Below are 24,485 nucleotides of genomic sequence, written 5' to 3'. Positions count from 1 at the left end.
GCCAGCGGCCCGCTTGCGCGCTGCCCCGCCGCACCAGCAAGGCCGGCTGCCGCAGCCAGCCGGTCGGCGTTTGCAGCGCATGGCCCTGGGCCTGGCACCAGGCCGCCAACTGCGCTTGCCAGCCCGGCGCCTGGCCGCTGACCCGGATCGACTCGCCCACGGCCACGGCCGCCAGGCCGTGCTTGACCAGCAGGTGCGCACCGGCATCAAAGCCCAGCCGGCCCAAATCCACCAGTGGCATGCTGGCAAGGTCGGCCTGGCCTGGGATTGCAGGACCCGTACTGCTGGAGGGGGCTGGCGGTTTTTCCATGGGCCTCAGTACCGGTAGTCCGCCGCCAGGATGCGGCCCGCATCATCATAGAAGCGCTCATCGCGCACCGCACGGGACAAGGGCACATAGCCCGAAGCGCGGCCGGGGTGCCAGACCTTGAGGCCTTCCAACTCCAGCAAGGGGCGAATCAGCGGGTCGGCCCAGGACATGGCCAGCAAGATCTCGGTAAAGCGCGCCGCATCGGCAGCGCTGATACTGGGCCCGGCGGTCATATTGCAGTGGTCAAAAGGCTGCGAGGTGTCGAGCACGCGCGTGGTGCCTGCAGGCAGGGTCCCTTCGGCGGCAAAGGCCAGGTAGTTCTTGGCAACCATCCAGGACGCCGCAATCTCCCCCGCCACCATGGCCTTGGCCGCCAGGCGCTCGCCACCAATATGGTCGCCATGCTTGCCGCCCAGCACATCAAAGCGGCGCGCCTGAAAATCCTGGCCCGCCAGCAGGCCGTGCTGGCGCAGGTGGTCCAGCGGGATCAAGGTGGCCTGGGGCGAATCAATGGCGCCAAAGCCCAGCGTCTGGCCGCGCAGGTCCGCCAGGGCCTGGGCGGGGCTGTCTGCGCGTACCACCAGCAGCGACTGCACATCCATGTCGGTGTCACGCATCGCGATCGATCGCACCTGCTGGCCAGCGGCCCGCGCCATCAGCTCGGCGCGCACAAAGGCGAGCGGCGAGTTCCAGGCCAGTTGCACCGTGCCATCCATCAGCGCCTCTGTGAGCGACTCATAGTTGGAATACAGCACATAGTCAAAGTACAGGCCCTGCTCGATGAAATGGGCCTTGAAGCCCTCCCAGATGGTGATGACCTTGGGCGCGTAGGCCACGGCGCCCATCTTGAGGGTGGTGTAGGAAACGGTCATGGATAGATGTCTCTCCGGTTGGTTGGGTCACGGGGGCTCAGCCTGCGGCGTCGCACAGCGCCTTGCCCAGCAGGTCATAGATCACATCGGTGGTGGGGGCCATCACGGAGGCGGCGCGGGCATCGCGGAACAGCCGCTCGATGCCCAGGTCCTTGCGGAAGGCTGCGCCGCCGCAGACGCGCATCGCCGTATCGCTCACCTCCAGCGCCGCCTCGGCCGCAGCGGCCTTGCATTGCAAGAGCCGGGTTTTGGCATCGGGGCGCCCCGCCAGCACCGCCTGCACGGCGTCATCGCGCAGCAAGCGGGCCTGGTCGGCCTTGAGCTGGGCCTTGGCGAGGTAAGCCCGGATGGTCGGCAGGTCGGCCAGGCCGCTGCCATTTTCGGCAAAGCGGGTGTTGGCCACATGCTGCACAGCGCGGCGCAGCACGCCTTGCATCAGGCCCACCGACGTGGTGGCGATCAAGGTGGGGAAATACGGCATCAGGTAGCGGGCCTTGACGTCCTCGCCCTGGCCGTCGTCTCCCAAGCGGCAGGCCAGCGGCACGGCTACATCCCGCGCAATGATCGGAGACGAGGCATTGCCGCGCAGTCCCATGCCATCAAAGCGCGATGGGATCTGCAGCCCGGGCAGGCGGCTGTCGACCAGCCACAGCGTATTGCCCTCGCCCGTGCTAGCCCGCGAGATCCAGACATAGGAGTCGGCCTCGCCCGCCGAGGTGATCATGCTTTTGTGGGCATTGAGCAGCACCGCGTCCTGGCCCTGCGCAGCGGCGGTACCGGTGGGTGCCCAGATATGGCTGCGCGAGCCGGTCTCGGACACCGCCAGGGTGGTGATATGGCGGCCCTGCGCAATGGCGCGCCGGGTGTCTTGTGCCGCAAAAGGCTCGATCAGTGCCACGCCGCAGTAGTGCATGGTCAGCACCATGGCCGTGCAGGGGCAGTCCTGGGCAATGCGCTCGACCACTTGTACCGCGTCAGGCAGGCCCGCGCCCATGCCGCCTACTTCGGGCGCGCTGATCAGGCCCAGCAGGCCCTGGCTGCCCAAGGCCTGCAGCGCCTGGCGCGGGTAGACCGCCTGGCTATCGGTATGCGCGGCCGCCGGCGCAATGAGGTCGCGCACAATCGGCTCCAACGACGAAAGAATGTCCATGCTGCTCCAGATGCTGGCGCAAAGGCAGGCCCATACCGGAACCCATGGGGCAGAAAGCGGCCAGGCGCATGCTGCGCTCCCGAGCCCCTACCCCGTGTTTCCTGTCGCACACAGACCTGCAATCACGACAGACGTCACTTTGAAAAAGGCATTATAGGCAGCGACTTTGCAGCCAGATGGCAGTGGGCGCACACGGCGATTGCCCAGCGTTTCGTCATTGCAGACTGGAAAAATCTACAATAGCCCCTTTTTTGACGCGGCCCAGCGCCCCTTGCCGGGCAAGCGCCACCTTGCCGCCTGTGCTGAGCGGCACCTCCATGACCATGCAATCTTCTTCGACGCCTGCTGCTGGCCCCGTGCCCGAGCCCATCATCACCAACGCACGCGATGCCAGCAGTGCCCCCGGCCATGCGCCTGCGGATGTGGCCCATCCCAAGACCATCCGCTCCTACGTGCGCCGCGCCGGCCGCACCACCACCGGCCAGGCCAAGGCCTTTGAAACGCTGGGCACGCGCTATGTGCTGCCCTACACCGGCGAGGCATTCAACGCCGAGGCCGCCTTTGGCCGCCAGGGCAAGGTGATTTTGGAAATCGGCTTTGGCATGGGCGAGGCCACGGCGCACATCGCCCGCGTTCGCCCGGACGACAATTTCCTGTGCTGCGAAGTGCATGAGCCGGGCGTGGGCGCGCTGCTCAAGCGCATCGGCGAGCAGGACATCACCAATATCCGCATCTTCCAGCACGACGCCGTGGAAGTGCTGGAGAACATGCTGCAGCCGGGCTCGCTCGACGGCATCCATGTGTTCTTCCCCGATCCCTGGCACAAGAAAAAGCACAACAAGCGCCGCCTGATCCAGGCGCCGTTTGTGGCCCAGCTCGTCGCCCATTTGAAGCCCGGTGGCTATATCCACTGCGCCACCGACTGGCAGCCCTATGCCGAGCAGATGCTCGAGGTGCTCTCGGCCAACCCCGACCTGAATAACACGGCCGACGGCTACGCGCCGCAGCCCGAGTACCGCCCGCTGACCAAGTTCGAAAACCGCGGTCTGCGTCTGGGCCATGGTGTCTGGGACCTGGTGTTCACGCGCGCTGCATAAGCGCGCTGGGCCTAGATGCCCGCTTTGCTGAAAAAGGCTGCTTGGGCAGTCTTTTTTGCTTTTTGCAGAGTGCGGCGCACCCCAGGGGCCAGGTAACCGTTGCTTTGCGTATCAAAATTGATAGCAGAATCGGCCGCCTGCAGTGCCCGATGCGGTAGGATGGCTGCTGGCACCCAGACGCTGGGGCCAATGGCACATGCCGCCCCCTGCCCCACGGTTGTGGGTATAAACCTTGCGCCCTGCTCTGGTGCGACAGTCCCTGGCGGGATGCAAGGCTTGTGACGCAGCGGCCCGGGCTGGCAGGCCATCACACCGGAAAACTGCAATGACCGTCTCTCGCTTCCATATCCCGCAACAGGACCACAGCCCTTCTGCCGAGCAACCTGCTGCGCTGCGCAGCTACGGCTGGGCGTCCGCCGTGCCGGGCCCGTCGCTGCTGATCTTTGGCGCCGTGCATGGCAATGAGCAAAGTGGCACGCATGCGATCCGCCGCTGGATCGAGCGCTTTGAATCGGGCCAGGTGCGCCTCAAGCGCGGGCGCCTGACGATGGTGCCCGTGGCCAACCCCAAGGCCTTTATCAAGAACGAGCGCGAAGGCGACCGCAACCTCAACCGCAACTTTGTGCCCCAGGCCCAGCCGCAGAACTTTGAAGACCATATGGTCAATGCACTGGCCCCGCTGCTCGAGAGCCATGATGCGCTGCTCGATCTGCACTCCTACAGCGGCGAAGGCCGGGCCTTTGCGATGACCGGCCCGCTCAACAACACCGGCACGCTCGAGCCCTTTGCCCGCCAGCAAGAGGAAGAGGCCTTTGCCAAGGCCGTGGGCCTGCCCATCATCGTGCAAGGCTGGCTGGAGGTGTATGAACAGGCAGTGAAGGCCAGCGGCGGCGCCCTTCGCCCCGAGCACGGCATCGGCACCAATGAGTTCATGCGCAGCCGCGGGGGCTACGCGATCACCGTGGAGTCGGGCTCGCACGAAGAGCCCCAGGCCATCGAGGTGGCCGACCGCTGTATCGCTGGCGTGCTGAATCTGCTGGAGATGGCCGATGTGACCGTCGAGCCCGTCGCCCAGTACACCACCCACCATATGCGCCAGGTGTTCATGCGCCAAAGCGCCGATGACCGCATGCAAAAGGAGTGGCAGAACTTTGACCCATTCCGCCAGGGTGACCTGCTCGCGACCCGCGCCGATGGCAGCCAGATTCTGGCGCCCTTCGATGGCTGCGTGATCTTCCCCCAGCCCGATGCCGCCGTGAACCGCGAGTGGTTTTACCTGGCGCAGACGGACCACAGCTGATACAGGGGGGCTGCCCTTTGTGGGCAGCCCATCGAAGTACCCGGCCAGCCTGACCGGTTCAGGCTGCCCGCATCAACCCGCAGTGACAATGCTGACGCCGCCATCCACGGCCAGGCATTGGCCGGTGATGTGTTTGCCCGCATCGCTGGCCAGCAGCACCGCAGCCCCCTTCAAATCATCATCCCCGCCCAGGCGGCCCAGCGGCACGCCGGCCGTCATCGCATCCTCGCCGATCTGGTCAATCAGGCCATTGGCCATCTTGGTGCGGAAAAAACCCGGTGCGATGGCATTGACGCGGATGCCGTAGTGCCCCCATTCGGCAGCGAGCGCGCGGGTGAAGTTGATGACCGCGCCCTTGCTGGTGTTGTAGGCGATGGTCTTCATGCCCACCGGGTTGCCGCCCAGCCCGGCAATCGATGCCAGGTTGATGATGGCGCCCTGCCGGCGCGCAATCATGCAGCGCTTGGCCAGCTGCTGCGACAGCAGAAAATAGCCGCGTACATTCAGGTTCATCACCTTGTCCCAGGCGGCGGCCGGGTGGTCCTCGGCCGGTGCGCCCCAGCTGGCACCGGCGTTGTTGACCAGAATGTCCACATCGCCCACGCGCCCCAGCACCTCGATGGCCAGGCGCTCGATCTCGCTGTCGACCGCGCAGTCGGCAGCAATCCAGCGCGCATCAATGCCTGCGCCTCCCAGCTCGGCCACCGCCGCTTCCAGCTCGCTGGCCTTGCGGCTGGTCACCACCACCTTGGCGCCAGCCTCGCCCAGCGCATGGGCCAGCTGCAGGCCCAAGCCGCGCGAGCCGCCCGTCACCAGCGCCGTCTTGCCGGTCAGATCCAATAATTGCCCAATCTTGCGCGTCATGCAAAGGCCTCCTGGTAGGGCTGAAAAGTCGTTCAGCGAGTCATTCAAAATGCAGCCATCAGGCTGGCAGCACATAGTCCTTGAACTGCTCACGCAGCCGGGTCTTGAGCATCTTGCCAGTGGCACCCAGCGGAATGGCCTCCACAAAAATCACGGCATCGGGGATCTGCCACTTGGCCATCTTGCCCTGGTAGAAGGCGAGCAAGTCCTCCTCGCTCACGGCAGCGCCCTTCTTGAGCGCTACAAAAACCACCGGCCGTTCGTCCCACTTGGGATGGGGCATGCCCACGCAGGCAGCCATCGCGACGGCCGGGTGGGCCATCGCAATGTTCTCGATATCGATGGAGCTGATCCATTCGCCCCCGGACTTGATCACATCCTTGCTGCGGTCAGTGATCTGCATAAAGCCATCGGCATCGATGGTGGCCACATCGCCGGTGGGAAACCAGTCGCGCCCCTGCGCATCAGTGACCAGCGGCGAGGCGCCCTCGCTGCGGTAGTAGTCCGCCACCACCCAGGGGCCGCGCACCAGCAGGTCGCCATAGGTCTTGCCATCCCAGGGCTGGTCCTGGCCGTCGTCACCGACGATCTTCATGTCCACGCCAAAGATGACCCGGCCCTGTTTGGCCAGCAGCTGCGCCTGGGTGTCGGCCGGCAGGTCCAGGTGCTTGTGCTTCAAGGTGCAGACGGTGCCCAGCGGGCTGAGTTCGGTCATACCCCAGGCATGCAGCACGGTGACGCCATAGTCCTCCTGGAAGGTCTTGATCATCGCCGGCGGGCAGGCCGAGCCGCCAATGATGGTGCGCTGCAGGCTGCCAAAGCGCAGGCCCTGGCTTTGCACATGGCTCAGCAGCATCTGCCAGACCGTGGGCACGCCAGCGGCAAAGGTTACCTTCTCGGCCTCCATCAGCGCGTAGACCGAGGGGCCATCGAGCGCCGGGCCGGGAAACACCAGCTTGGCGCCATTGAGCGGCCCGGAAAACGGCAGGCCCCAGGCGTTGACATGGAACATCGGCACGACCGGCAGCACCACATCGCGCGAGGAGATGTCCATCACATCGGGCAGCGAAGCGCCATAGGCATGCAAGACGGTGCTGCGGTGCGAGTACAGCACGGCCTTGGGGTTGCCCGTGGTGCCGCTGGTGTAGCACATGCCGCAGGCGGTGTTTTCGTCAAACTCGGGCCACTGGTAGGCGCCGTCGGCAGCCGCAATCCAGGCCTCGTAGGCCACCAGGCCGGGGATGCCGGCATCGGCAGGCAGTTGGTCAGCATCACACAGCGCCACCCATTGGCGTACCGTCGGGCAGCGCGCGTGGATGGCCTGCACGATGGGCAGGAAGCAGGTGTCAAAGCACAGCACCTCGTCCTCGGCATGGTTGACGATCCAGACCACCTGGTCGGGGTGCAGCCGGGGGTTCAAGGTATGGATGACCCGGCCCGAGCCGCCCACGCCGTAGTACAGCTCCATATGGCGGTAGCCATTCCAGGCCAGACTCGCCACGCGCGCGCCCGCGGCCAGCCCCATGCCATCCAGGGCCTGCGCCAGCTGGCGGGCGCGCTGCGCAAAGTCGCCATAGGTGTAGCGGTGGATATCACCTTCCACGCGGCGCGAGACGATTTCGGTATCGCGGTGGTAACGCTCCGCAAACTCCAGCAGGTTGGAGGTCAGCAGTTGCTGCTTTTGCATCAGGCCTAGCATTGGGTCTCCTTGTGGTATGGCCAGTGGCGGCGCACAGTCAAGGCTGCACATACCACCACCGGCATGCATCTGTTTTTATAGCGCGTGCGCGCAGCAAAGTGCATCGTAGCAACCCGCACTGCCAGCGGGTTGCATGAGCAAATGCCTGCAGCATATGACGAGGCATACAGTACAGGCAGGCGCGCGCAGTGCGCAGCGCGCGCTGTCACCTAGGCTGCAGCACTTAGAATCAGGCGCTGCTTTCGTCTCACACCGCCCCATGCTGATCCCCGACTACATCGACGAACACCTGCTGGTGCTGAACAAGCCATCGGGCCTGTTGTGTGTGCCCGGCCGGGGAGAGGACAAGCAAGATTGCCTCAGCGCCCGGGCCCGCCAGCAATGGCCCGATGCGCTGGTAGTGCACCGGCTGGACCAGCCCACCTCGGGCCTCGTCGTGATGGCGCGCAGCCTGGCGGTGCAGCGCGCGCTGGGCGACGCCTTTGCGGCCCGTACCGTGCGCAAGCGCTATACCGCCGTGGTCTGCGGCAATCCAGTTGCACAGCCTCTGACACCCGAGCATGCGCTGCATGCCGCGATGCCGCAGGACGGGAATATTTGGAGCCTGGTCGATCTGCCGCTGATCGCCGACTGGGAGCGCCGCCCTTTGCAGCGGGTGGATGGGGAGATGGGCAAGCCCAGCCAGACCTGGTGGCGGGCGATGGGTGCTGAGGAAGCGGCCGCCCTGCCCGCCATCCCCGCTGGCAGCACGCGTCTGTGGCTGGAGCCGCTGACCGGCCGCACCCACCAGCTGCGCCTGCACATGCAGGCGATTGGCCATGCGATGCTGGGCGACGGCCTGTATGCCAGCGCAGCGGTGCAGGCGATGGCACCACGCCTGCTGCTGCAGGCGCAGCAGCTGGGCTTTGAACACCCGGTGACCGGCCAATGGCTGGACTGCCGGCTGGCGGCTGATTTCTAAAAGCGGCCCTGGAGCGGCTTGAGGTGCTTAGACGTGGCGCATCAAGCCGCCATCCACGCGGATGTTCTGGCCGGTGATGTAGGCCGCACCCTCGGAGGCCAAAAAGGCCACCGTCGCGCCAATCTCGTCGGCCTTGCCGTAGCGCTGCAGCGGCACCGCTGCCTGGCGCTCGTCCTTTTTGGGCAGGCTGTCGATCCAGCCGGGCAGCACATTGTTCATGCGGATGTTGTGCTTGCCGTACTCGTCGCAGAAGATCTTGGTGAAGGCGGCCAGGCCGGAGCGTGCCATCGCCGAGGTGGGGAACAGCGCTGCCGGCTCAAACGCCCAGGCCGATGAGATATTGATGATGGCGCCGCCGCCCTGCTTTTGCATGATGGGCGCAACCAGGCGCGTGGCGCGCACCACGTTCAGAAAGTAGACCTCCAGGCCCTTGATCCAGTCCTCATCGCTGATCGACAGCAGGTCACCCTTGGGGCCGTGGCCGGCGCCATTGACCAGCACATCGATGCGGCCGTAGCGCGCCATCACGGCATCCACCAGCTTTTGCATGTCGGCCACATGCTGGTTGGAACCGGTCACGCCAACACCGCCCAGCTCCTGGGCCAGCGCCTCGCCCTTGCCCGAGGACGACATAATCCCCAGCGCATAACCGGCCTGGTGCAACTGGCGTGCCGCCGCTGCGCCCATGCCGGATCCACCGGCGATCACGATGGCTACTTTGGATTGGTTCATGCTGTGCTTCCTTTGTCTTTGTGATTCCAAAGCTGACCATCCTAACCAAGCCGCCGCGCTTGTGCAGGCCACCGGGAAAAACGCCGTAACGCCCAGGCCCAACTGCCGTTACGATAGCCGGTTATGACCACCAAACACCTCACCATCCTTACCGGCGGCTCGCGCGGCATGGGCCTGGCCATGGGCCAGCAACTTCTGGCCAAGGGCCATACCGTGCTGAGCATCGCGCGCCGCAGCTCCAGCGCGCTGGCCGCTGCCGCTCCATCGCCGGACCAGCTCATCCAGTGGGAGCAGGACCTGGGCGATACCGATGCCGCCGCCCAGCGCCTGGGCGACTGGCTGCGCAGCCTCCAGGCCAGCGACTGGGCCAGCATCACGTTGATCAACAACGCCGGCGTGATTCCGCAGATCGCGCCGCTGTCCGACCTGGCCACGCCCGACCTGCGCAATGCGCTGCGCGTGGGGCTGGAGGCGCCGATGGCGCTGACGGGGGTGTTTCTGGGTGCGACCGACAGCTGGACCGTCCCCAAGAAAGTGCTCAATGTCTCGTCCGGCCTGGGCCGCCGCCCCATGGCATCGCAGGCCGCCTACTGTACGGCCAAGGCCGGCATGGATGCCTATGCCCGCTGCGTGGCGCTGGAAGAAGCCCACAAGCCCCATGGCGCCAAGATCGTCTCACTCGCGCCCGGCGTGATCGACACCGACATGCAGGTGCAGCTGCGCAATGCCGATGCGGGCGCCTTCCCCGATGTGGGCAACTTCAAGGGCCTGCATGAGGGCGGCAAACTCAGCAGCCCGGCAGAAGCCGGTGCCAAGGTGCTGGGCTGGCTGGACCGCGCCGATTTTGGCCAGAATGTGATCGCCGACGTCCGCGAGCCTTGAACGACGAAGCGCACTGAACGCTCCCAGCCCGTCGTGGACTGTCACCAAGGTGCGTGCTCGCCCTCTCTGGTTGACACAGCGGCGGTCTGGCTGGCAATAATGCTGCAAGGCAACATTTGCATGCCTCTATTCATTTAAACAGGAGACCGTTCCATGTCCCGTGAAGTACTTGTCTGCAGCGCCGTGCGCACTGCCATCGGCACCTTTGGCGGCAGCCTCAAGGATGTTCCACCGACCGAGCTGGGCGCACTGGTGGTCAAGGAGTCGCTGGCCCGCGCCGGCATTGAAGGCAAGGATGTGGGCCATGTGGTCTTCGGCCACGTGGTCAACACGGAGCCCAAGGACATGTACCTGAGCCGCGTGGCGGCCATCCAGGGTGGCTGCCCGCAGGAGACACCGGCGATGAACGTCAACCGCCTCTGCGGCTCGGGCCTGCAGGGGATTGTGACGGCCAGCCAGGGCATTTTGCTCGGTGACTATGACGTGGCCATTGGCGCCGGCGCCGAGAACATGAGCCGCGCGCCCTACGCCAGCACCACCAGCCGCTGGGGCGCACGCATGGGCGATTTCAAGATGATCGACATGATGACCGGCGCGCTGCATGACCCGTTCCACAACATCCACATGGGTGTGACCGCCGAGAACGTGGCCAAGGAATTTGGCATCAGCCGCGATGACCAGGACCAATTGGCACTGAGCAGCCACCAGCGCGCCGAGCAGGCCTGGGCCGAGAACCGCTTTGCCGGCCAGATCGTGCCGGTCATCCTCAAGAGCAAGAAGGGTGATATCAGCTTTGACAAGGACGAGCACTTCCGCGCCGGCGCCAAGATCGAGGACTTCCAGAAGATGAAGCCCGTCTTCATCAAGGAAGACGGCACGGTCACCGCCGCCAACGCCTCGGGTATCAATGACGCCGCAGCCGCCGTGGTGCTGATGGAAGCCGCCGCCGCCAAGGCGCGCGGAGCCAAGCCGCTGGCCCGGCTGGTGGGTTATGCCCATGCAGGGGTTGACCCCAAGATCATGGGCATTGGCCCCGTGCCTGCCTCCAAGGCGGTGCTGGCCAAGACCGGCCTCAAGCTGGACCAGATGGATGTCATCGAAGCCAACGAAGCCTTTGCCGCACAAGCCTGCGCAGTGACCAAGGGCCTGGGCGCCGACCCGGCCAAGGTCAACCCCAATGGTTCGGGCATCTCGCTGGGCCACCCGATTGGAGCGACCGGCGCGATCATCACCGTCAAGGCGATCCATGAGCTGCACCGCACCGGCGGCCGCTATGCACTCGTCACCATGTGCATTGGCGGCGGCCAGGCCATTGCCGCCATCTTCGAACGCGTCTAACCAAGCCTTAAAGCGTCAGCGCAGTCCCCACGGGCAAGTCTTCCACCGGCTTGCCCGCTGCAAAGCGCTTGGCCGCAAACTGCCCTGCGACCTGGGCCTGGCCACCGCGCACGTGCAGCCAGCTGCCCTCGGGCAGAGCGACCACCTGCTTGTCCGGGTTGGCGACCAGGAACTCCGCCAGGCGCTGGTCGCGCGTCTCGCCCTGGTGGCCAGGCGGCAGGCTGTTGTGGTAGTGGGGGTTGATGCAAAACGGCACCAGGCCCAACGCGCCAAAGCCCTGCGGGTCGACGATGGGCATGTCATTGGTGGTGTTGATCGTCAGGCCCGCCAGATTGGCGCCGGCACTCCAGCCGGTGTAGGACATGCGGCCCGAACGTGCCGCGTCGCCAATGCGCACCAGCCAGCCCCGCTTGCGGCATTGGGCCAGCAGCTGGAAGGTATTGCCGCCGCCGACGATGATGGCCTGGATATCCCCGGCCAAAAATGGCTCCAGCGCATCCGCCTGGTGCGCGCCCACCAGCTGCACGCCGGTGTGGGCGATGGCCGCTTGCACCTGCGCTGTGTAGTCGTCCCAACTGAGCGAGACCCCGGCAAAGGGCACAAACAGCGCCTTTTGCACACCCTGCAGCTGGGCTGCCAGCGCCTCGCGGCAAAAAGTCAGGTAGCCGCCATCGGGCGCGCGGGAGTTGCTCAACAACAGTAACTGCATAACACCTCTTTGAATGAGGCAGCCAGCATAGCAGCCCCTGCACTGCGGCGGCGTCACCCAAGCACAGAAGGTCGGCGCCGACAAAGGAGCCGAGCGCAAAAAAAGAACTGGCGCGGCGGCATGCCCCGCGCCAGTCTCTTCTTGTCCTATCGACTGCTTACTTGCCGCTGTCCAGCCGTGCCTGCATCGCCTTGGCGCGGGCCTCCGACGGTGGGTGCGAATCCATCAGCGAGTTGCCGCCACCGCCGCTCAGCTTGGCGAGCTTCTGGAAAGCGGTGACGAGGCCCTTGCGCTCCATCTTTTGCTTGGTGAGCAGGTCAAAGGAGTAGTTGTCGGCGGCAGACTCGTTGGCCTGCGAGAACTGCGCATGGATGAACTTTTCACCCAGCTCGCCCGCTTGCGAGCTCGACAGCGATGCCAAGGTGGCATTGCCGCTATTGGCGGCAATCTGGCGTGCGGCCGAGGTGGCATAGGCCGTTTGCATGCGGCGCTTGCTGTGGCCCAGCGCCACGTGACCGATTTCATGGCCGATCACGCCGCGCAGCTCGTCGTCGTTCATCAGGTCCATCAGGCCGCTGTAGACGCGGATGCAGCCATTGGCCATCGCCCAGGCGTTCACATCACTGGTCAGGTAGACCTTGTAGTCGGCCTTCTTGCCTTCTACTTCCTGGGGCATGTTGGCGACGACCTTGGCCAGGCGCTGGCTGTACTTGTTGTTCGCAGGCGCGAGCTTGTTTTGCTGGTCCAGCGCGGCGCAGGATTCATTGGACAAGGCCACGACATCGCCGTCGGTCAATGTCATGGCCTTCATCGCCGTCGAGCCGGACTCCATCAGTCCGCCCAGATTGCCCGTATCCATGGTCTTGCAGCCGGCCAGGGCCAAAGCAGCCACCAGGCCCGTCACCATCATCGTTTTGCGCATCCGCTATCTCCTCATCTGCACGTTGAAAACGTGCATCATAGCGTGCGATTATCGAAATGATAGTTTTTATACCCCAGAGATCGCTCAGGCAGCTTTTTGCGTGGCGGCCTGCGCCGATGCGTCATCCGGTGCCGTCGCCGACACGGCCTGCAGCACCACCTCGCGCTTCAAGGTCGGCACAAAGCTCTCGATGAACTGCAGCGCATAGGCGCGCAGCCACACGCCCTTGCGCAGTGCAATACGGGTGGTGTTGACCTTGAACAAATGGCCCGCGTCGATGGCGCGCAGGTTGCGGTCGCGCTCCTCATCAAAGGCGATGGAGGCGACGATGCCGATGCCCATGCCCAGCTCGACATAGGTCTTGATCACGTCAGCATCCATGGCGGTCAGCACCACATTGGGCGTGACCTCGGCGGCGGAAAACGACTCATCAATGTGCGAGCGGCCGGTGTAGCCCTGCTCATAGGTGATGATCGGAAAGCGCACCAGCGATTGCAAGGTCAGCGGCCTTCCAGCCTCTTGCTGGGCCAGCAAGGGGTGGCCTGGGGGCACAACCACCGAGTGGGTCCAGCGGTAACCCGGCAGGGTCGCCAAGCTCGCATAGCCGGTGAGCGCTTCGGTGGCCACGCCGATATCGGCCGCGCCACTCAGCAGCATCTCAGCGACCTGCCGGGGCGAGCCCTGGTGCAGGTGCAGGGCCACATCGGGAAACTGCTCGCGAAAATCGCGCACCACCAGCGGCAGCGCGTAGCGCGCCTGCGAGTGGGTGGCGGCAATGCTCAGCTGGCCGCTGCGGCTGGCATGAAAATCGGCACCAGCGCGGCGCAGGTTTTCGGACTCCAGCAGCAGGCGGTCCACGATCGGCAAAATGGCCTCACCCGGTGGGGTCAGCCCGGTCAGGCGCTTGCCGGCGCGGATAAAGATGTCCACACCCAGCTCGTCTTCCAACTCGCGGATCTGGCGGCTCACGCCTGGCTGCGAGGTGTAGAGCACATGCGCCACCTCGGTCAGGTTGTAGCCATTGCGGGCGGCTTCGCGCACGGCCCGCAGTTGCTGAAAATTCATAACATTCACCTTTGTGGACCCAGCCGCCAGGGGTCCCCGGCGGCTGGTTCAGCGTCCTTGCTTATTTCTTGGTGTAGATCTGGTCAAAGCTGCCGCCATCGGCAAAGTGCGCAGCGTCGGCCTTGGTCCAGCCGCCAAAGGCCTCATCGATGGTGAAGAGCTTGAGCGTCGCGAACTGGCTGGCGTATTTGGCTTTGGCCGCTTCGGCGGTGGGGCGGTAGAAGTTGCGGCCGGCAATGTCCTGGCCTTCGTCCGAGTACAGGTACTGCAGGTAGGCATCGGCAATCTTGCGCGTGCCGCGCTTGTCCACCACCTTGTCGACGACGGTCACCGTGGGCTCGGCCAGGATCGACAGCGAGGGGGTGACGATCTCGAACTTCTCGGGGCCAAACTCCTTCAATGCCAGGTAGGCCTCGTTTTCCCAGGCCAGCAGCACATCGCCCTGGCCGCGCTGCACAAAGGTCACGGTCGAGCCACGCGCGCCGGTGTCGAGAATCGGCACATTCTTGAACAGCTTGGTGATGTAGTCCTTGGCACCGGCCTCACCGCCATAGTTGCGTTTGCCAAACTCCCAGGCGGCCAGGTAGTTCCAGCGCGCGCCGCCGCTGGTCTTGGGGTTGGGCGTGATCACCTTGACATCGGGCTTGATCAGATCGCCCCAGTCCTTGATGCCCTTGGGATTGCCCTTTTTGACCAGGAACACAATGGTCGAGGTGTAAGGCGCGCTGTTGAGCGGCAGGCGCTTTTGCCAATCGGCCGGCACCAGCTGGCCGTATTTGTTCAGTGCATCAATGTCACCGGCCAAGGCCAAGGTGGCCACATCGGCCTCGATGCCATCGATGATGGCCCGCGCCTGCTTGCCCGAGCCGCCATGCGACTGCTTGATCGTCACGGTCTGGCCGGTCGTGTCCTTCCAGTGCTTGGCAAAGGCCTGGTTGAACTGGTTGTACAGCTCACGGGTCGGGTCGTAGGACACGTTGAGCAAGGTCACCGGTGCTGGTGCCTGGGCATGGGCTGCGCCGCTAAAAACAGCGGGCGCCAGCGCCATCAGAGACGCGACTGCGGCTGCGGCTATCGGAAACTTGATAAAGTGGCGGCGTTGTTGCATGGAACACTTTCAGAATGGCAAAAGTCGTAGGGCTTGTTAGGCTTGAACACATTCTGAAACGCGGCCATAAAAACTCAAACTACTATTAATTCAGTTTTTTATGACTGAAACTTATTAACAAGACGCGAAAACGCATCTGCCAGGCCCGGTTTCGGGACTGGCAAGGCAGGAAGCTCGCCAATGCCCCAACTCTGGTTGGCAGTGTGGGCAAAGCAGTCCATGCTGGGCAACCGCCCGCAGACTGCGGCAGCATCGGGCAAGCACCCTGCCAGTGCAACAGCGTCAACCCAACGAAGGAAGCATCTCCCATGGCACGTATGGTCAACTGCGTCAAACTGCACAAAGAAGCCGAGGGCCTCGACTTTCCCCCCTACCCTGGTGAGCTGGGCAAGCGCCTGTGGGAAAACGTCAGCAAGGAAGCCTGGGCTGGCTGGCTCAAGCACCAGACCATGCTGGTCAACGAAAACCGCCTGAACCTGGCCGACCAGCGCGCTCGCCAGTACCTGGCTCGCCAAATGGAAAACCATTTCTTTGGCGAAGGCGCTGATGCAGCCGTCGGCTACGTGCCGCCCACTGCAGACTGATACGGCACTCGTACAAGTGCAGGCCAGGGACAACTCCCCGGCCTGAAAAATGGCAGCCTCAGCTGCCATTTTTTTATGGGTGTACGGTCCACTAACGGGCGATACAGCCAGGGTCCCTCGGCCCTGCAGACATGTGGTTTCAAAACCCTGGCCTGCACGGCATCTACCCAGCCCGCATGGGCAGGACTTGGCGCCCGCAGCCTTGGTTGGGACCTGCCTTGCTGCGACACCAAGCGACAGGGTGCTTCATGGTGTGCTACCGGGCCAATGGCATGGATACACGACACAGCCCCCAAAAAGCAGCCTCGAAAGCGCCCCGACTGGTTGCAAATAGAAATCAATCACCCCAATCGCAGTGATAGCATCTGCACACCCCTTTGCTACCGGCTTGCCCTCCGCCCTGCTTCCATGTTCAAGATTTCTGCCCTCTGCCTTGCACTGGCGCTGTCCGCATCGGTGCGAGCGGCCGACCGGGCCGCCTTCTGGACCACCACACAACGCGGGGGCAACAGCTTTAACCGCTTGCCGCCGGATACCCGCTATTACCAGGACTTGCGCGGCTATGGCGCCAGCTGGGTGCGGCTGTCCTACGACAAATGGAAGCCCGAGCAGCGCGATTTTTTGATGGGCAATGCGGATGACTACCAGCAGCTGATGGCATCGGACCTTGCCACGCTCAAGGCGTCGGTGGCCAAGGCCCATGCGGCGGGGCTCAAAGTGGTGATTGCGCCGCTGTCCCTGCCGCTGTCACGCTGGTCGCAAAACAATCAGGGTAAGTTTGATGACCGCATCTGGCAGGACAAGGCGCACTGGAAGGCCGCCGGCCAGTTTTGGCAGGACCTGGCGCGCGCCTTGAAGGACACGCCCGGCATAGCGGCCTATAACCTGATCAACGAGCCCGCGCCCGAAAAACAAGGCGGCCTGGCCGAGCATGCCAGTGCACCAGACATGCAGGCCTGGTATGCCAATGCCCAGGGCGGATCGCATGATCTACCCGCCTTCTACCAGTACCTGATTGCCCAGATCCGCGCGGTCGACCCGTACACACCCGTCATGGTCGATGCCGGTTGGTATGGCGCGGCGGACGCCTTCGTCTATTGGCCCGAGGCGCTGCAGGACAAAAGGGTGCTCTACAGCTTTCACATGTACGAGCCCTACCAGGCGACCAGCGGCCCCAACTTGATGCGCAAGCAGCCCTACCGCTACCCGGGAGAGGTGCCCTTTGCCGGCAAGACCCAGCTGTGGAACCAGCAGCGCGTGGCCCAGTACCTGGATGCCGTCAACGGCTGGGCACGCTCCTTGGCGATTGCGCCCGAACAGATCGTCATGGGCGAGTTTGGCTGTGTGCGCATGCTCGACAGCTGCAGCCAGTACCTGGACGATGTTCTGTCCTATGCCGAGGACAAGCGCTACCACTGGGCCTTTTACAGCTTTCGGGAAGATGCCTGGGATGCGATGGACTACGAACTGGGCCAGGCCAAGGTGCACTGGCGCTACTGGGAGGCGATGGAAAAAGGCCTGCCCGATCCGGTCAAGCGCAGCGCGACCCCCGAGTTCGAGCCCATCCGCAAGCGCTTGCAACAGCGCTGAAAGCTGCCGATTAGCGCGCGCTCAGCAGCGTAGTGCTGGCTGGGCGCCCTGGCACATTCAACGTGGCCACCGGTGCCGGCGTGCTGGCAATGCGCTGGCCACGGCGCCATACGCCCAGGCGCGTGGCCTTCAGGCGCAGCGCCTCGACCGGGTCCTTGGCATGCAGCAGCACAAAGTCGGCATTTGCACCTTGCTCGATGCCATAGCCTTGGAGGCCCAGCAAGCGTGCGGGGTTCAGGGTGATGGCATCAAAGCATTGCTGCATGCCCGCGCGGCTGGTCATCTGCGCCACATGCAGGCCCATGCTGGCCACCTCTAGCGCGTCGCCCGAACCCAGGCTATACCAGGGGTCCATCACGCAGTCATGGCCAAATGCCACCGTGAGGCCCGCGGCCATCAGCTCGGGCACGCGCGTCATGCCCCGGCGCTTGGGGTAGCTGTCATGGCGGCCCTGGATCGTGATATTGATCAAGGGGTTGCTGACAACGCCCAGCTGCGCCTCGGCCATCAGTGCCATCAGCTTGCTGACGTAGTAGTTGTCCATGCTGTGCATGGAGGTGAGGTGCGAGCCGGTCACGCGGCCCTGCAGGCCCAGGCGCTGGGTGTGGTAGGCCAGGGTCTCCACATGGCGTGACATCGGGTCATCCGACTCGTCGCAGTGCATGTCCACCCGCTTGCCGCGCTCGGCGGCCAGCTCGCAGAGAATGCGCACGCTCTCGGCGCCATCGGCCATGGTGCGCTCAAAGTGCGGAATGCCGCCGACGACATCGACGCCCAGGTCCAGCGCGCGCTTGAGGTTGTCCAGCCCGCCCGGTGTGCGCAGCACGCCGTCTTGCGGAAAGGCCACCAGCTGCAGGTCGATATAGGGCGCCACGCGCTTTTGCACATCGAGCATCGCTTCGACAGGCAGCAGGCTCGGATCGCTGGTGTCCACATGGCTGCGGATGGCCAGGAGGCCGCGCGCCACCGCCCAGTCGCAGTAGGCCAAGGCACGCTCGACCAGCGCCTCATGCGTCAGCTGGGGTTTGAGCTCGCCCCACAGCGCAATGCCTTCGAGCAAGGTGCCGCTTTCGTTGACACGCGGCATGCCGTAGCTCAGGGTCGCATCCATGTGGAAATGCGGGTCCACAAAGGGTGGGCTCAGCAGCAGGCCCTGGGCGTCCACCACCTCGGCAGCGGGCGCCTGCAGGCCCTCGCTCACCTCGGCAATCTTGCCGTCCTGCACAGCCACCGACATGTTCTTGCGGCCATCGGGCAAGCTGGCATTGTGAATCAAAAAATCAAGCATTTTTTATCCTTGTAGGCAGACCAGGGTCTGCATCGTGGAGCGCAAAGCGCGGCTCAGCGCTCACCTTTGCGGTAGGGTTTCATCAAAGCCTGTGGGTAGGCGGCTTTGCGGGCCACCAGCACCAGCGCCAGGATCGACAGCAGGTATGGCAGCATCAGATAGAACTGGTAGGGCACGAGGCCATCGCCCGACTGCTGCAGTCGCAGCTGCAGCGCATCGAAAAACGCAAACAGCAGCGCGCCCAGCAAGGCCTTGCCTGGCCGCCAGGAGGCAAACACCACCAGCGCCACGCAGATCCAGCCCCGGCCGTTGACCATGTTGAAGAAAAACGCGTTGAAGGCCGACAGCGTCAAAAACGCACCCGCCACGCCCATCAGCGCCGAGCCTGCAATGATCGCACCACTGCGCACCGCCATCACGGCCACGCCCTGGCCTTCTGCGGCCTGCGGGTTCTCGCCCACCATGCGCACCGCCAAACCCAAAGGCGTGCGAAACAGCACCCAGGCCAAGAGCGGCACCAGCAGCAAAGCCAGCAAGGTCAAGGCGGTCTGGTCGCCCAGAATCGGAATCGGCAGCCAGTCCATCGCCTCAAACGGCGTGATCGTGGGCGGCGTGTTCACCTTGGGAAAGCTCACGCGGTAGCCGTAGTACGACAAGGCCGTCGCCAGCATCGTGATGCCCAGGCCCGAGACATGCTGCGACAGCGCCAGGCCCACCGTCAGCCAGGCATGCAGGCTGCCCAGCACCGCGCCGGTGAGTGCCGCGACCAGCACGCCCGTCCACAGGCCGTGGCCGGCATACACGGTCAGCCAACCAGTAAAGGCACCGGCCACCATGATGCCCTCGATGCCCAGGTTCAGCACGCCAGCGCGCTCGCACAGCAGCACCCCCAGCGTGCCCAGCAGCAGCGGCGTAGCGGTGCGCAGCACGGCCACCCAAAAAGACGCATTGGCCAAAATATCCATCACATCGCTCATGATGCACCTCGCACTGGCGTTTGTTTTAGGGGTTTCAACATCACAGCGCTCACTTTCTGCGCAGGCGGTATTGGGTCATCAGGCTGGCCACCAGCACCGACAAGAGCGAGGCGGCCACGATCACATCGGCAATCGCATTGGGCACGCCGACGGCGCGGCTCATGCTGTCGGCACCCACGAGCATGCCGGCGACAAATACGGCCGAGGCCACCACACCCAGCGGGTGCAGGCCGGCCAGCATCGCAATCACGATGCCGCTATAGCCATAGCCCGGCGACATGTCCAGTGTCAGGTAGCTGGTGCGGCCCGCCACCTCGATGGCGCCAGCCATGCCCGCGAGCCCGCCCGACAGCAGCGCGACCAGCACGACCGTGCGGGTCACCGGCACGCCGGCAAAGGCTGCCGCGCGGGGGTTGGCGCCGGCTGCGCGGATGTCAAAGCCTGGCACCGCCCGCTGCAGCAGCAGCCACAGCGCGACCGCGAGGCCCACCGCCATCAGCAAGCCGTTGTGCAAACGGGTCTGCGCAATCAGCTTGCCCAGCTCCAGGTCGCCCTGCAGCGCGACGCTCTGCGGCCAGCCCATCGCCATCGGGTCTTTCATCGGGCCATCGAGCAGGTAGGACACGGCCAGCAGCATGACAAAGTTCAGCAGCAAGGTGGTCACCACCTCGTCAACACCCAGCTTGGTCTTCATCAAGGCCGGGCCCAGCAGCAAGGCCGCGCCAGCCAGTGCGGCAGCCAGCAGCATCAGCGGAAACAGCAGATAAATGGGCAGCTCAAAGCCCGTGCCGCCATGCATGCCGCCTACGGCCACGGCAGCCACTGCGCCGGCATAGAGCTGGCCTTCGGCACCGATATTGAACAGCCGCGCCCGGAAAGCCACCGCTGCAGCCAGACCGGTCAGGATCAGCGGCACGGCGCGCGTCAAGGTCTCAGACAGCGCAAACAGTGAGCCGAAGGCTCCTTTGAACAGCGCCACATAGGTAGCACCAACGGGCGCGCCCGCCCACAGCACCAGCAAGCCGCTGATGGCCAAGGTAAATACCACCGCACCCAGGGGCGCAGCCACCATGGCCAGCGTCGAGGGGGTTGCTCTTTTTTCTATACGCATTGCAGTCTCTCAGCCCTGGCGCGCAGGCGCTGTCATAGGAGATCCGGCCATGGCCAGACCGATGGTCTCGCGGCTCCAGTCCGCAAAAGGCAGCACGGGCGACAGCTGTCCCTCGTGCATCACGCCGATACGGTCTCCGAGGGCCAGCACCTCGTCCAGGTCGTCCGAGATCAGCAGCACCGCGGCGCCGGCATCGCGCGCGGCCAGCAGTTGCTGGTGCACAAAGCGCACCGCGCCAATATCGAGGCCCCAGGTGGGCTGGTGCGCCACGATCAGGCGCGGCGCCATGCCCTCGGCGCCCTGGGGTGCCAACAGCGCCCGGCCCAGAATCAGCTTTTGCATATTGCCGCCCGACAGCGAACGGGCCGGTGCATCGAGACCGCCGCCGCGCACATCGAACTGCTTCGACACATGCTGGGCCTGGCTGCGCGCCTGTGCACGGCGCACCCAGCCCCAGCGCGAAAACCAGGGGCTGCGCAGCCGCTCGGACACGGCGTTTTCCCACACCGGCAAGTCACCGACCACGCCGGTGCCATGGCGGTCTTCCGGGATGCGCGCCACGCCCTGGGCGACCAGGGCCACGGCCGATGCCGGCATCGGCGCGCCCAGGTACTGCACCGTGCCCTGGCCCGGTCGGCGCATGCCGCAGAGCATATCGGCCAAGGCCACCTGGCCGTTACCCGAAACACCGGCAATCGCCACCATCTCCCCGGCCTTGAGCACCAGCGACACATCGACCAGGCGATCGCGCGCGGTGGATTTGGCCGAGGCCGTGGTGTGCACATTGCGCAGGCTGCAGACTTCGTCGCCCACCTTGGCGGCAGGTTGGCGCTCGGGCAGGCTCACCGCCTCGCCCACCATCCACTGCGCCAGCTGCGCCTGCGTGGTGCCTGCGGTCGGCGCCTCGGCCACCAACTTGCCGTGGCGCAGCACGGCCACGCGGTCGGCCACGCGCAGCACTTCGCCCAGCTTGTGGCTGATAAAGATGATCGACAGGCCTTGGGCCACCATCTGGGACAAGGTCGCAAACAGCGCCTCGCTCTCCTGCGGGGTCAGCACGGCCGTGGGCTCGTCCAGAATCAAGATCCTGGCGCCCCGGTACAGCGCCTTGAGGATTTCCACCCGTTGGCGCTCGCCCACCGACAGGTTGCCCACCCGTGCATCGGGGTCCACCACCAGGCCAAACTGGCGTGCGACCTCGACCAGTTTGGCGCGGGCCTGGCGCTTGGCTGACTTGAGGCGCAGCAGCGATTCGCTGCCCACCATGATGTTGTCCAGCACACTCAGGTTGTCGGCCAGCGCAAAGTGCTGGTGCACCATGCCGATGCCCGCAGCCAGCGAGGCGCGCGGCTGGCCCGGCGGCAGCGGCTGGCCCATCACCTCAATGCGCCCCTCATCGGCCACATAGTGGCCAAACAGGATCGACATCAAGGTGGATTTGCCCGCGCCGTTCTCGCCCAGCAAGGCCACGATCTCGCCCCGATGCAGGGTCAGCGAAATGGCGTCATTGGCTACCAGCGGGCCAAAGCGTTTGGTGATGCCGTGCAGCTGGAGCACAACAGGAGAGGAACTTGGAGGAGACATGGGCAACAGGCCGCTGGGTTCGCTGGGCAGGCGACGGGGCCTGGCAGCTGGCACAAAAACAGCCCCGGCATGCGCCGGAGCTGGAAGTTGGTGGCGCCGAGCTGCTATAGCGCTGCGCCTAGGCAATCCAGGCCCGGCTTACTTGGCCGTGGACTTGGGCTGCGAGTCGTCGACCTTCACGACGAACTTACCCGACAGGATATCGGCCTGCTTGGCCTGCACCTTGGCGATCAGGTCCGCCGGCAGCTTTTTCTCGAAGGTGCCAAACGGTGCCAGCGAGGAGCCCTTGTACTTCATCATCGAGTACGGGCCGTAGTCCTCGGCCTTGTAGCTGCCGTCCCTGACCGCCTTGATCGCGCGCTCGACGCTCGGCTCCATGTGCCACAGGGCCGAGGCCACCACGGTGTCGGGGTACTGCGCCTGGGTGTTGATCACATTGCCAATGGCCAGCTTGCCCTTTTCCTTGGCTGCATCGCTCACGCCAAAACGCTCGGCGTAGAGCACATCGGCGCCCTTGTCGATCATCGCAAAGGTCGCTTCCTTGGCCTTGGGTGGATCAAACCAGCTGTTGATGAAGCTGACGGTGAACTCCACCTTGGGATTGGTTTCCTTGGCGCCCGCCATGAAGGCGTGCATCAGGCGGTTGACTTCGGGGATGGGGAAGCCGCCGACCATGCCGATCTTGTTGGTCTTGCTCATGCCGCCAGCGACCATGCCCGACAGGTAGGCAGGCTCCTGGATGTAGTTGTCGAACACGCTGAAGTTGGGCGCCTGGATCTTGCCCGACGAGCCCATCACAAAGGCGGTCTTGGGAAAGTCCTTGGCAACCTTGCGCGCGGCCGCTTCCACGCCAAACACCTCACCAAACATCAGCTGCGCGCCGCCGGTGGCGTACTCGCGCATCACGCGCTCGTAGTCGGCATTGGCCACGTTTTCGCTGGACTTGTACTCGATCTCACCCCGCGCCTCGGCGGCCTTCAGTGCCTCATGGATGCGGCTGACCCATTGCTGCTCGTACGGCACGGTGTAGACCGCCGCGACCTTCACCTTGGTCTGCGCCCAGGCCGGTGCAGCCGACAGGCCAGCCAGCGCGAGGGGCAGTGCAGCCAGGCAGGTTTGAACAATACGACGCCGTGTAGTCATCAAGAAACTCCTTAGGGGTGAGATCCACTTGCCATCCAAGTGGGCGGGCGAGAGAAGCAAGTTCTGTACCATGTCTTGTGCCAACGTGCTGCACTCGCTTGTGGCCGCTACTGCATTAAGAGCAGCAAAGTGCAGCTGGCCGACAAGCAACAGCGCTTGCAGCAGCAGAACACACACAAAACAAGCGCAACACGCAATGCGTATATACACAGCGCGCCGCGCATTCTACCCACATCAGCGGCGCTTGAAAGCCATTTTTCGCCACGCGATCGCCGGCAGCAAGCGGGCAGTCCCTATCTTCGGGAATATGCGTAGGCCGATGTGGCACAAAAAAACCGCCATGCATCGCGGCATGGCGGTCTCAGGGGGTCGGTAGATACCGAGCAGCGCGATCGCAGCGCGGAGGCACCGCGCAAGACGCCACTCAGTGGTTGCGGCGCAGCTTCATCACAATCGGCATCGCAATGGTGGCCATGCGAATGAGCTTGCGCGGCCCCAGCAGCAAGCCGGCGCCGACCAGGCCAGCGCAGACCAGCGGATGCTCGCGGCCAAAGCTGATCAGGCGCTCGGCCAGCGTGCCATAGGCCATGGGGTGGTGCTGGCCGCCGGTGGCATCGCGGCGCAGCGCCAAGGCTTGTTCACGCGCCAGGCGGCGGCCATCCAGGCGCTCGCGCTGGTTCTGGATGCGCAGCAGCACTTCCCGGGCCTCAGGGTCTGTGGCCTGCAGCAGTTGCAGCTCCGCGTCTTTGCTTGGGTTGATCATCGCTTGGGTCCCCTGCATTACTTGAGACGGCCCTTGACCGCTTGCCAGTCCTGGCGCAGCACGGTCTTGGTCAGTTGGAAGGGGTTGGCCGCCTTCTTCGTGGTCAGGTACAAAAAGGCCAGCACACCCAGCCACAGCACCAGCCAGACACCGGCGACCAACCAGGTGGCCAGCATGCGGTTGGGCGTATCCCAGAACGAAATGATGATGGCGCCCGAGAGCACCGTCAGGGCCACAATGGTCAGACCCGCGACCACCAAACCCATCAGGACCAGCCAGATCAGGTTCTTTTTCTGCTCCTGCCATTCAATGGCCAGCAGATCCATTCGGTCTTCAGCCGCTATGGCGCTTTCCGACAGCAAGGCGCGAAAACGCGCCAGCATGTCATCGACGCCCAGCACAGACAACCAGTTCATGGACTCTCCTCGTGCATATG

The 24,485-nt window shown here is 64.5% G+C and carries 23 protein-coding genes and 1 pseudogene; 7 read left to right on the top strand and 17 right to left on the bottom strand.

The features are described 5' to 3' along the window. From DCO45_RS21405 to DCO45_RS21395, 3 genes and pseudogenes are all read right to left on the bottom strand, one after another. Nucleotides 1–241, bottom strand: a pseudogene (locus DCO45_RS21405) (ferritin-like domain-containing protein); the annotation flags it as partial. 74 nt (nucleotides 242–315) lie between these two features. Then, entirely contained in the window at nucleotides 316–1,182 is an 867-nt protein-coding gene (locus tag DCO45_RS21400; RefSeq protein ID WP_243419450.1) for a PhnD/SsuA/transferrin family substrate-binding protein, read from the bottom strand. Nucleotides 1,183–1,219: 37 nt separating this feature from the next. Beyond that, nucleotides 1,220–2,332, bottom strand: a complete 1,113-nt coding sequence (locus DCO45_RS21395; RefSeq protein WP_207788106.1) for an acyl-CoA dehydrogenase family protein — start codon at nucleotides 2,330–2,332, stop codon at nucleotides 1,220–1,222. Nucleotides 2,333–2,655: 323 nt separating this feature from the next. On the opposite strand from DCO45_RS21395, the gene trmB reads away from it, so the two are divergent. Both trmB and DCO45_RS21385 read left to right on the top strand, forming a co-directional pair. After that, a complete protein-coding gene (gene trmB, locus DCO45_RS21390) occupies nucleotides 2,656–3,429 on the top strand; it encodes a tRNA (guanosine(46)-N7)-methyltransferase TrmB (protein ID WP_243419449.1) in 774 nt (257 codons plus the stop codon). 325 nt (nucleotides 3,430–3,754) lie between these two features. Beyond that, the gene (locus DCO45_RS21385) at nucleotides 3,755–4,729 is read left to right on the top strand and encodes a succinylglutamate desuccinylase/aspartoacylase family protein (RefSeq protein ID WP_116927704.1); all 975 of its coding nucleotides are present in this window, start codon (nucleotides 3,755–3,757) and stop codon (nucleotides 4,727–4,729) included. Between the two features lie 72 nt (nucleotides 4,730–4,801). On the opposite strand, the gene DCO45_RS21380 is transcribed toward DCO45_RS21385, so the two are convergent. Both DCO45_RS21380 and DCO45_RS21375 read right to left on the bottom strand, forming a co-directional pair. Further along, complete coding sequence (locus DCO45_RS21380) at nucleotides 4,802–5,593, bottom strand: SDR family oxidoreductase (RefSeq protein WP_116927703.1); 792 nt, start codon at nucleotides 5,591–5,593, stop codon at nucleotides 4,802–4,804. A gap of 58 nt (nucleotides 5,594–5,651) precedes the next feature. Next, nucleotides 5,652–7,292 carry a 3-(methylthio)propionyl-CoA ligase gene (locus DCO45_RS21375; RefSeq protein ID WP_116927702.1) on the bottom strand — a complete coding sequence of 547 codons (1,641 nt, stop codon included), beginning with the start codon at nucleotides 7,290–7,292 and terminating at the stop codon, nucleotides 5,652–5,654. A 259-nt stretch (nucleotides 7,293–7,551) separates the two neighbouring features. Here DCO45_RS21375 and DCO45_RS21370 point away from each other — a divergent pair, with 259 nt between their 5' ends. Further along, nucleotides 7,552–8,253 (top strand): pseudouridine synthase, encoded by a 702-nt coding sequence (locus DCO45_RS21370; RefSeq protein WP_116927701.1) that lies wholly within the window; start codon nucleotides 7,552–7,554, stop codon nucleotides 8,251–8,253. A gap of 27 nt (nucleotides 8,254–8,280) precedes the next feature. Here the strand turns inward: DCO45_RS21370 and DCO45_RS21365 are convergent, their stop codons facing one another. Then, nucleotides 8,281–8,985 (bottom strand): SDR family oxidoreductase, encoded by a 705-nt coding sequence (locus DCO45_RS21365; protein ID WP_116927700.1) that lies wholly within the window; start codon nucleotides 8,983–8,985, stop codon nucleotides 8,281–8,283. A gap of 123 nt (nucleotides 8,986–9,108) precedes the next feature. On the opposite strand from DCO45_RS21365, the gene DCO45_RS21360 reads away from it, so the two are divergent. After that, nucleotides 9,109–9,867 (top strand): SDR family NAD(P)-dependent oxidoreductase, encoded by a 759-nt coding sequence (locus DCO45_RS21360; protein ID WP_116927699.1) that lies wholly within the window; start codon nucleotides 9,109–9,111, stop codon nucleotides 9,865–9,867. A 153-nt stretch (nucleotides 9,868–10,020) separates the two neighbouring features. After that, entirely contained in the window at nucleotides 10,021–11,205 is a 1,185-nt protein-coding gene (bktB, locus tag DCO45_RS21355; RefSeq protein ID WP_116927698.1) for a beta-ketothiolase BktB, read from the top strand. 7 nt (nucleotides 11,206–11,212) lie between these two features. Here bktB and pepE read toward each other — a convergent pair whose 3' ends face one another. The 4 genes from pepE to DCO45_RS21335 all read right to left on the bottom strand — a co-directional run bounded on the left by pepE (nucleotide 11,213) and on the right by DCO45_RS21335 (nucleotide 15,009). Then, nucleotides 11,213–11,914, bottom strand: a complete 702-nt coding sequence (pepE, locus tag DCO45_RS21350) for a dipeptidase PepE (protein ID WP_116927697.1) — start codon at nucleotides 11,912–11,914, stop codon at nucleotides 11,213–11,215. A 157-nt stretch (nucleotides 11,915–12,071) separates the two neighbouring features. Beyond that, nucleotides 12,072–12,836 (bottom strand): M48 family metallopeptidase, encoded by a 765-nt coding sequence (locus tag DCO45_RS21345; protein ID WP_243419448.1) that lies wholly within the window; start codon nucleotides 12,834–12,836, stop codon nucleotides 12,072–12,074. Between the two features lie 84 nt (nucleotides 12,837–12,920). Then, entirely contained in the window at nucleotides 12,921–13,901 is a 981-nt protein-coding gene (locus DCO45_RS21340; RefSeq protein ID WP_116927696.1) for a CysB family HTH-type transcriptional regulator, read from the bottom strand. 61 nt (nucleotides 13,902–13,962) lie between these two features. Further along, nucleotides 13,963–15,009 carry a sulfate ABC transporter substrate-binding protein gene (locus DCO45_RS21335; protein WP_116927695.1) on the bottom strand — a complete coding sequence of 349 codons (1,047 nt, stop codon included), beginning with the start codon at nucleotides 15,007–15,009 and terminating at the stop codon, nucleotides 13,963–13,965. Nucleotides 15,010–15,317: 308 nt separating this feature from the next. Here DCO45_RS21335 and DCO45_RS21330 point away from each other — a divergent pair, with 308 nt between their 5' ends. Together DCO45_RS21330 and DCO45_RS21325 are read left to right on the top strand one after the other, a co-directional pair. Beyond that, nucleotides 15,318–15,593, top strand: coding sequence for an oxidative damage protection protein (locus tag DCO45_RS21330; RefSeq protein WP_027010457.1), 276 nt, complete (start codon nucleotides 15,318–15,320; stop codon nucleotides 15,591–15,593). 408 nt (nucleotides 15,594–16,001) lie between these two features. After that, a complete protein-coding gene (locus tag DCO45_RS21325) occupies nucleotides 16,002–17,183 on the top strand; it encodes a cellulase family glycosylhydrolase (protein ID WP_116927694.1) in 1,182 nt (393 codons plus the stop codon). 10 nt (nucleotides 17,184–17,193) lie between these two features. Here the strand turns inward: DCO45_RS21325 and DCO45_RS21320 are convergent, their stop codons facing one another. The 7 genes from DCO45_RS21320 to DCO45_RS21290 all read right to left on the bottom strand — a co-directional run bounded on the left by DCO45_RS21320 (nucleotide 17,194) and on the right by DCO45_RS21290 (nucleotide 24,465). Then, a complete protein-coding gene (locus DCO45_RS21320; RefSeq protein WP_116927693.1) occupies nucleotides 17,194–18,471 on the bottom strand; it encodes an amidohydrolase family protein in 1,278 nt (425 codons plus the stop codon). A 53-nt stretch (nucleotides 18,472–18,524) separates the two neighbouring features. Further along, nucleotides 18,525–19,448, bottom strand: a complete 924-nt coding sequence (locus tag DCO45_RS21315; protein ID WP_021025091.1) for an ABC transporter permease — start codon at nucleotides 19,446–19,448, stop codon at nucleotides 18,525–18,527. A 49-nt stretch (nucleotides 19,449–19,497) separates the two neighbouring features. Next, nucleotides 19,498–20,559 (bottom strand): ABC transporter permease, encoded by a 1,062-nt coding sequence (locus DCO45_RS21310; protein WP_116927692.1) that lies wholly within the window; start codon nucleotides 20,557–20,559, stop codon nucleotides 19,498–19,500. Nucleotides 20,560–20,568: 9 nt separating this feature from the next. Further along, the gene (locus tag DCO45_RS21305) at nucleotides 20,569–22,143 is read right to left on the bottom strand and encodes an ABC transporter ATP-binding protein (protein ID WP_116927691.1); all 1,575 of its coding nucleotides are present in this window, start codon (nucleotides 22,141–22,143) and stop codon (nucleotides 20,569–20,571) included. Between the two features lie 138 nt (nucleotides 22,144–22,281). Next, on the bottom strand, nucleotides 22,282–23,286 hold the full coding sequence (locus DCO45_RS21300) for a BMP family protein (RefSeq protein ID WP_116927690.1): 1,005 nt from the start codon (nucleotides 23,284–23,286) through the stop codon (nucleotides 22,282–22,284). A gap of 424 nt (nucleotides 23,287–23,710) precedes the next feature. After that, the gene (locus tag DCO45_RS21295; protein ID WP_133248230.1) at nucleotides 23,711–24,049 is read right to left on the bottom strand and encodes a hypothetical protein; all 339 of its coding nucleotides are present in this window, start codon (nucleotides 24,047–24,049) and stop codon (nucleotides 23,711–23,713) included. Between the two features lie 17 nt (nucleotides 24,050–24,066). Beyond that, nucleotides 24,067–24,465: a phage holin family protein gene (locus tag DCO45_RS21290; protein WP_021025096.1), complete on the bottom strand. Its 399-nt coding sequence runs from the start codon at nucleotides 24,463–24,465 to the stop codon at nucleotides 24,067–24,069. Between the last annotated feature and the right edge of the window lie 20 nt (nucleotides 24,466–24,485).

It is taken from the genome of Comamonas sp. JNW, assembly GCF_003105075.1.
GTDB lineage: Bacteria > Pseudomonadota > Gammaproteobacteria > Burkholderiales > Burkholderiaceae_C > Comamonas > Comamonas squillarum.
This window is presented reverse-complemented; position numbering and strand designations above follow the sequence as displayed.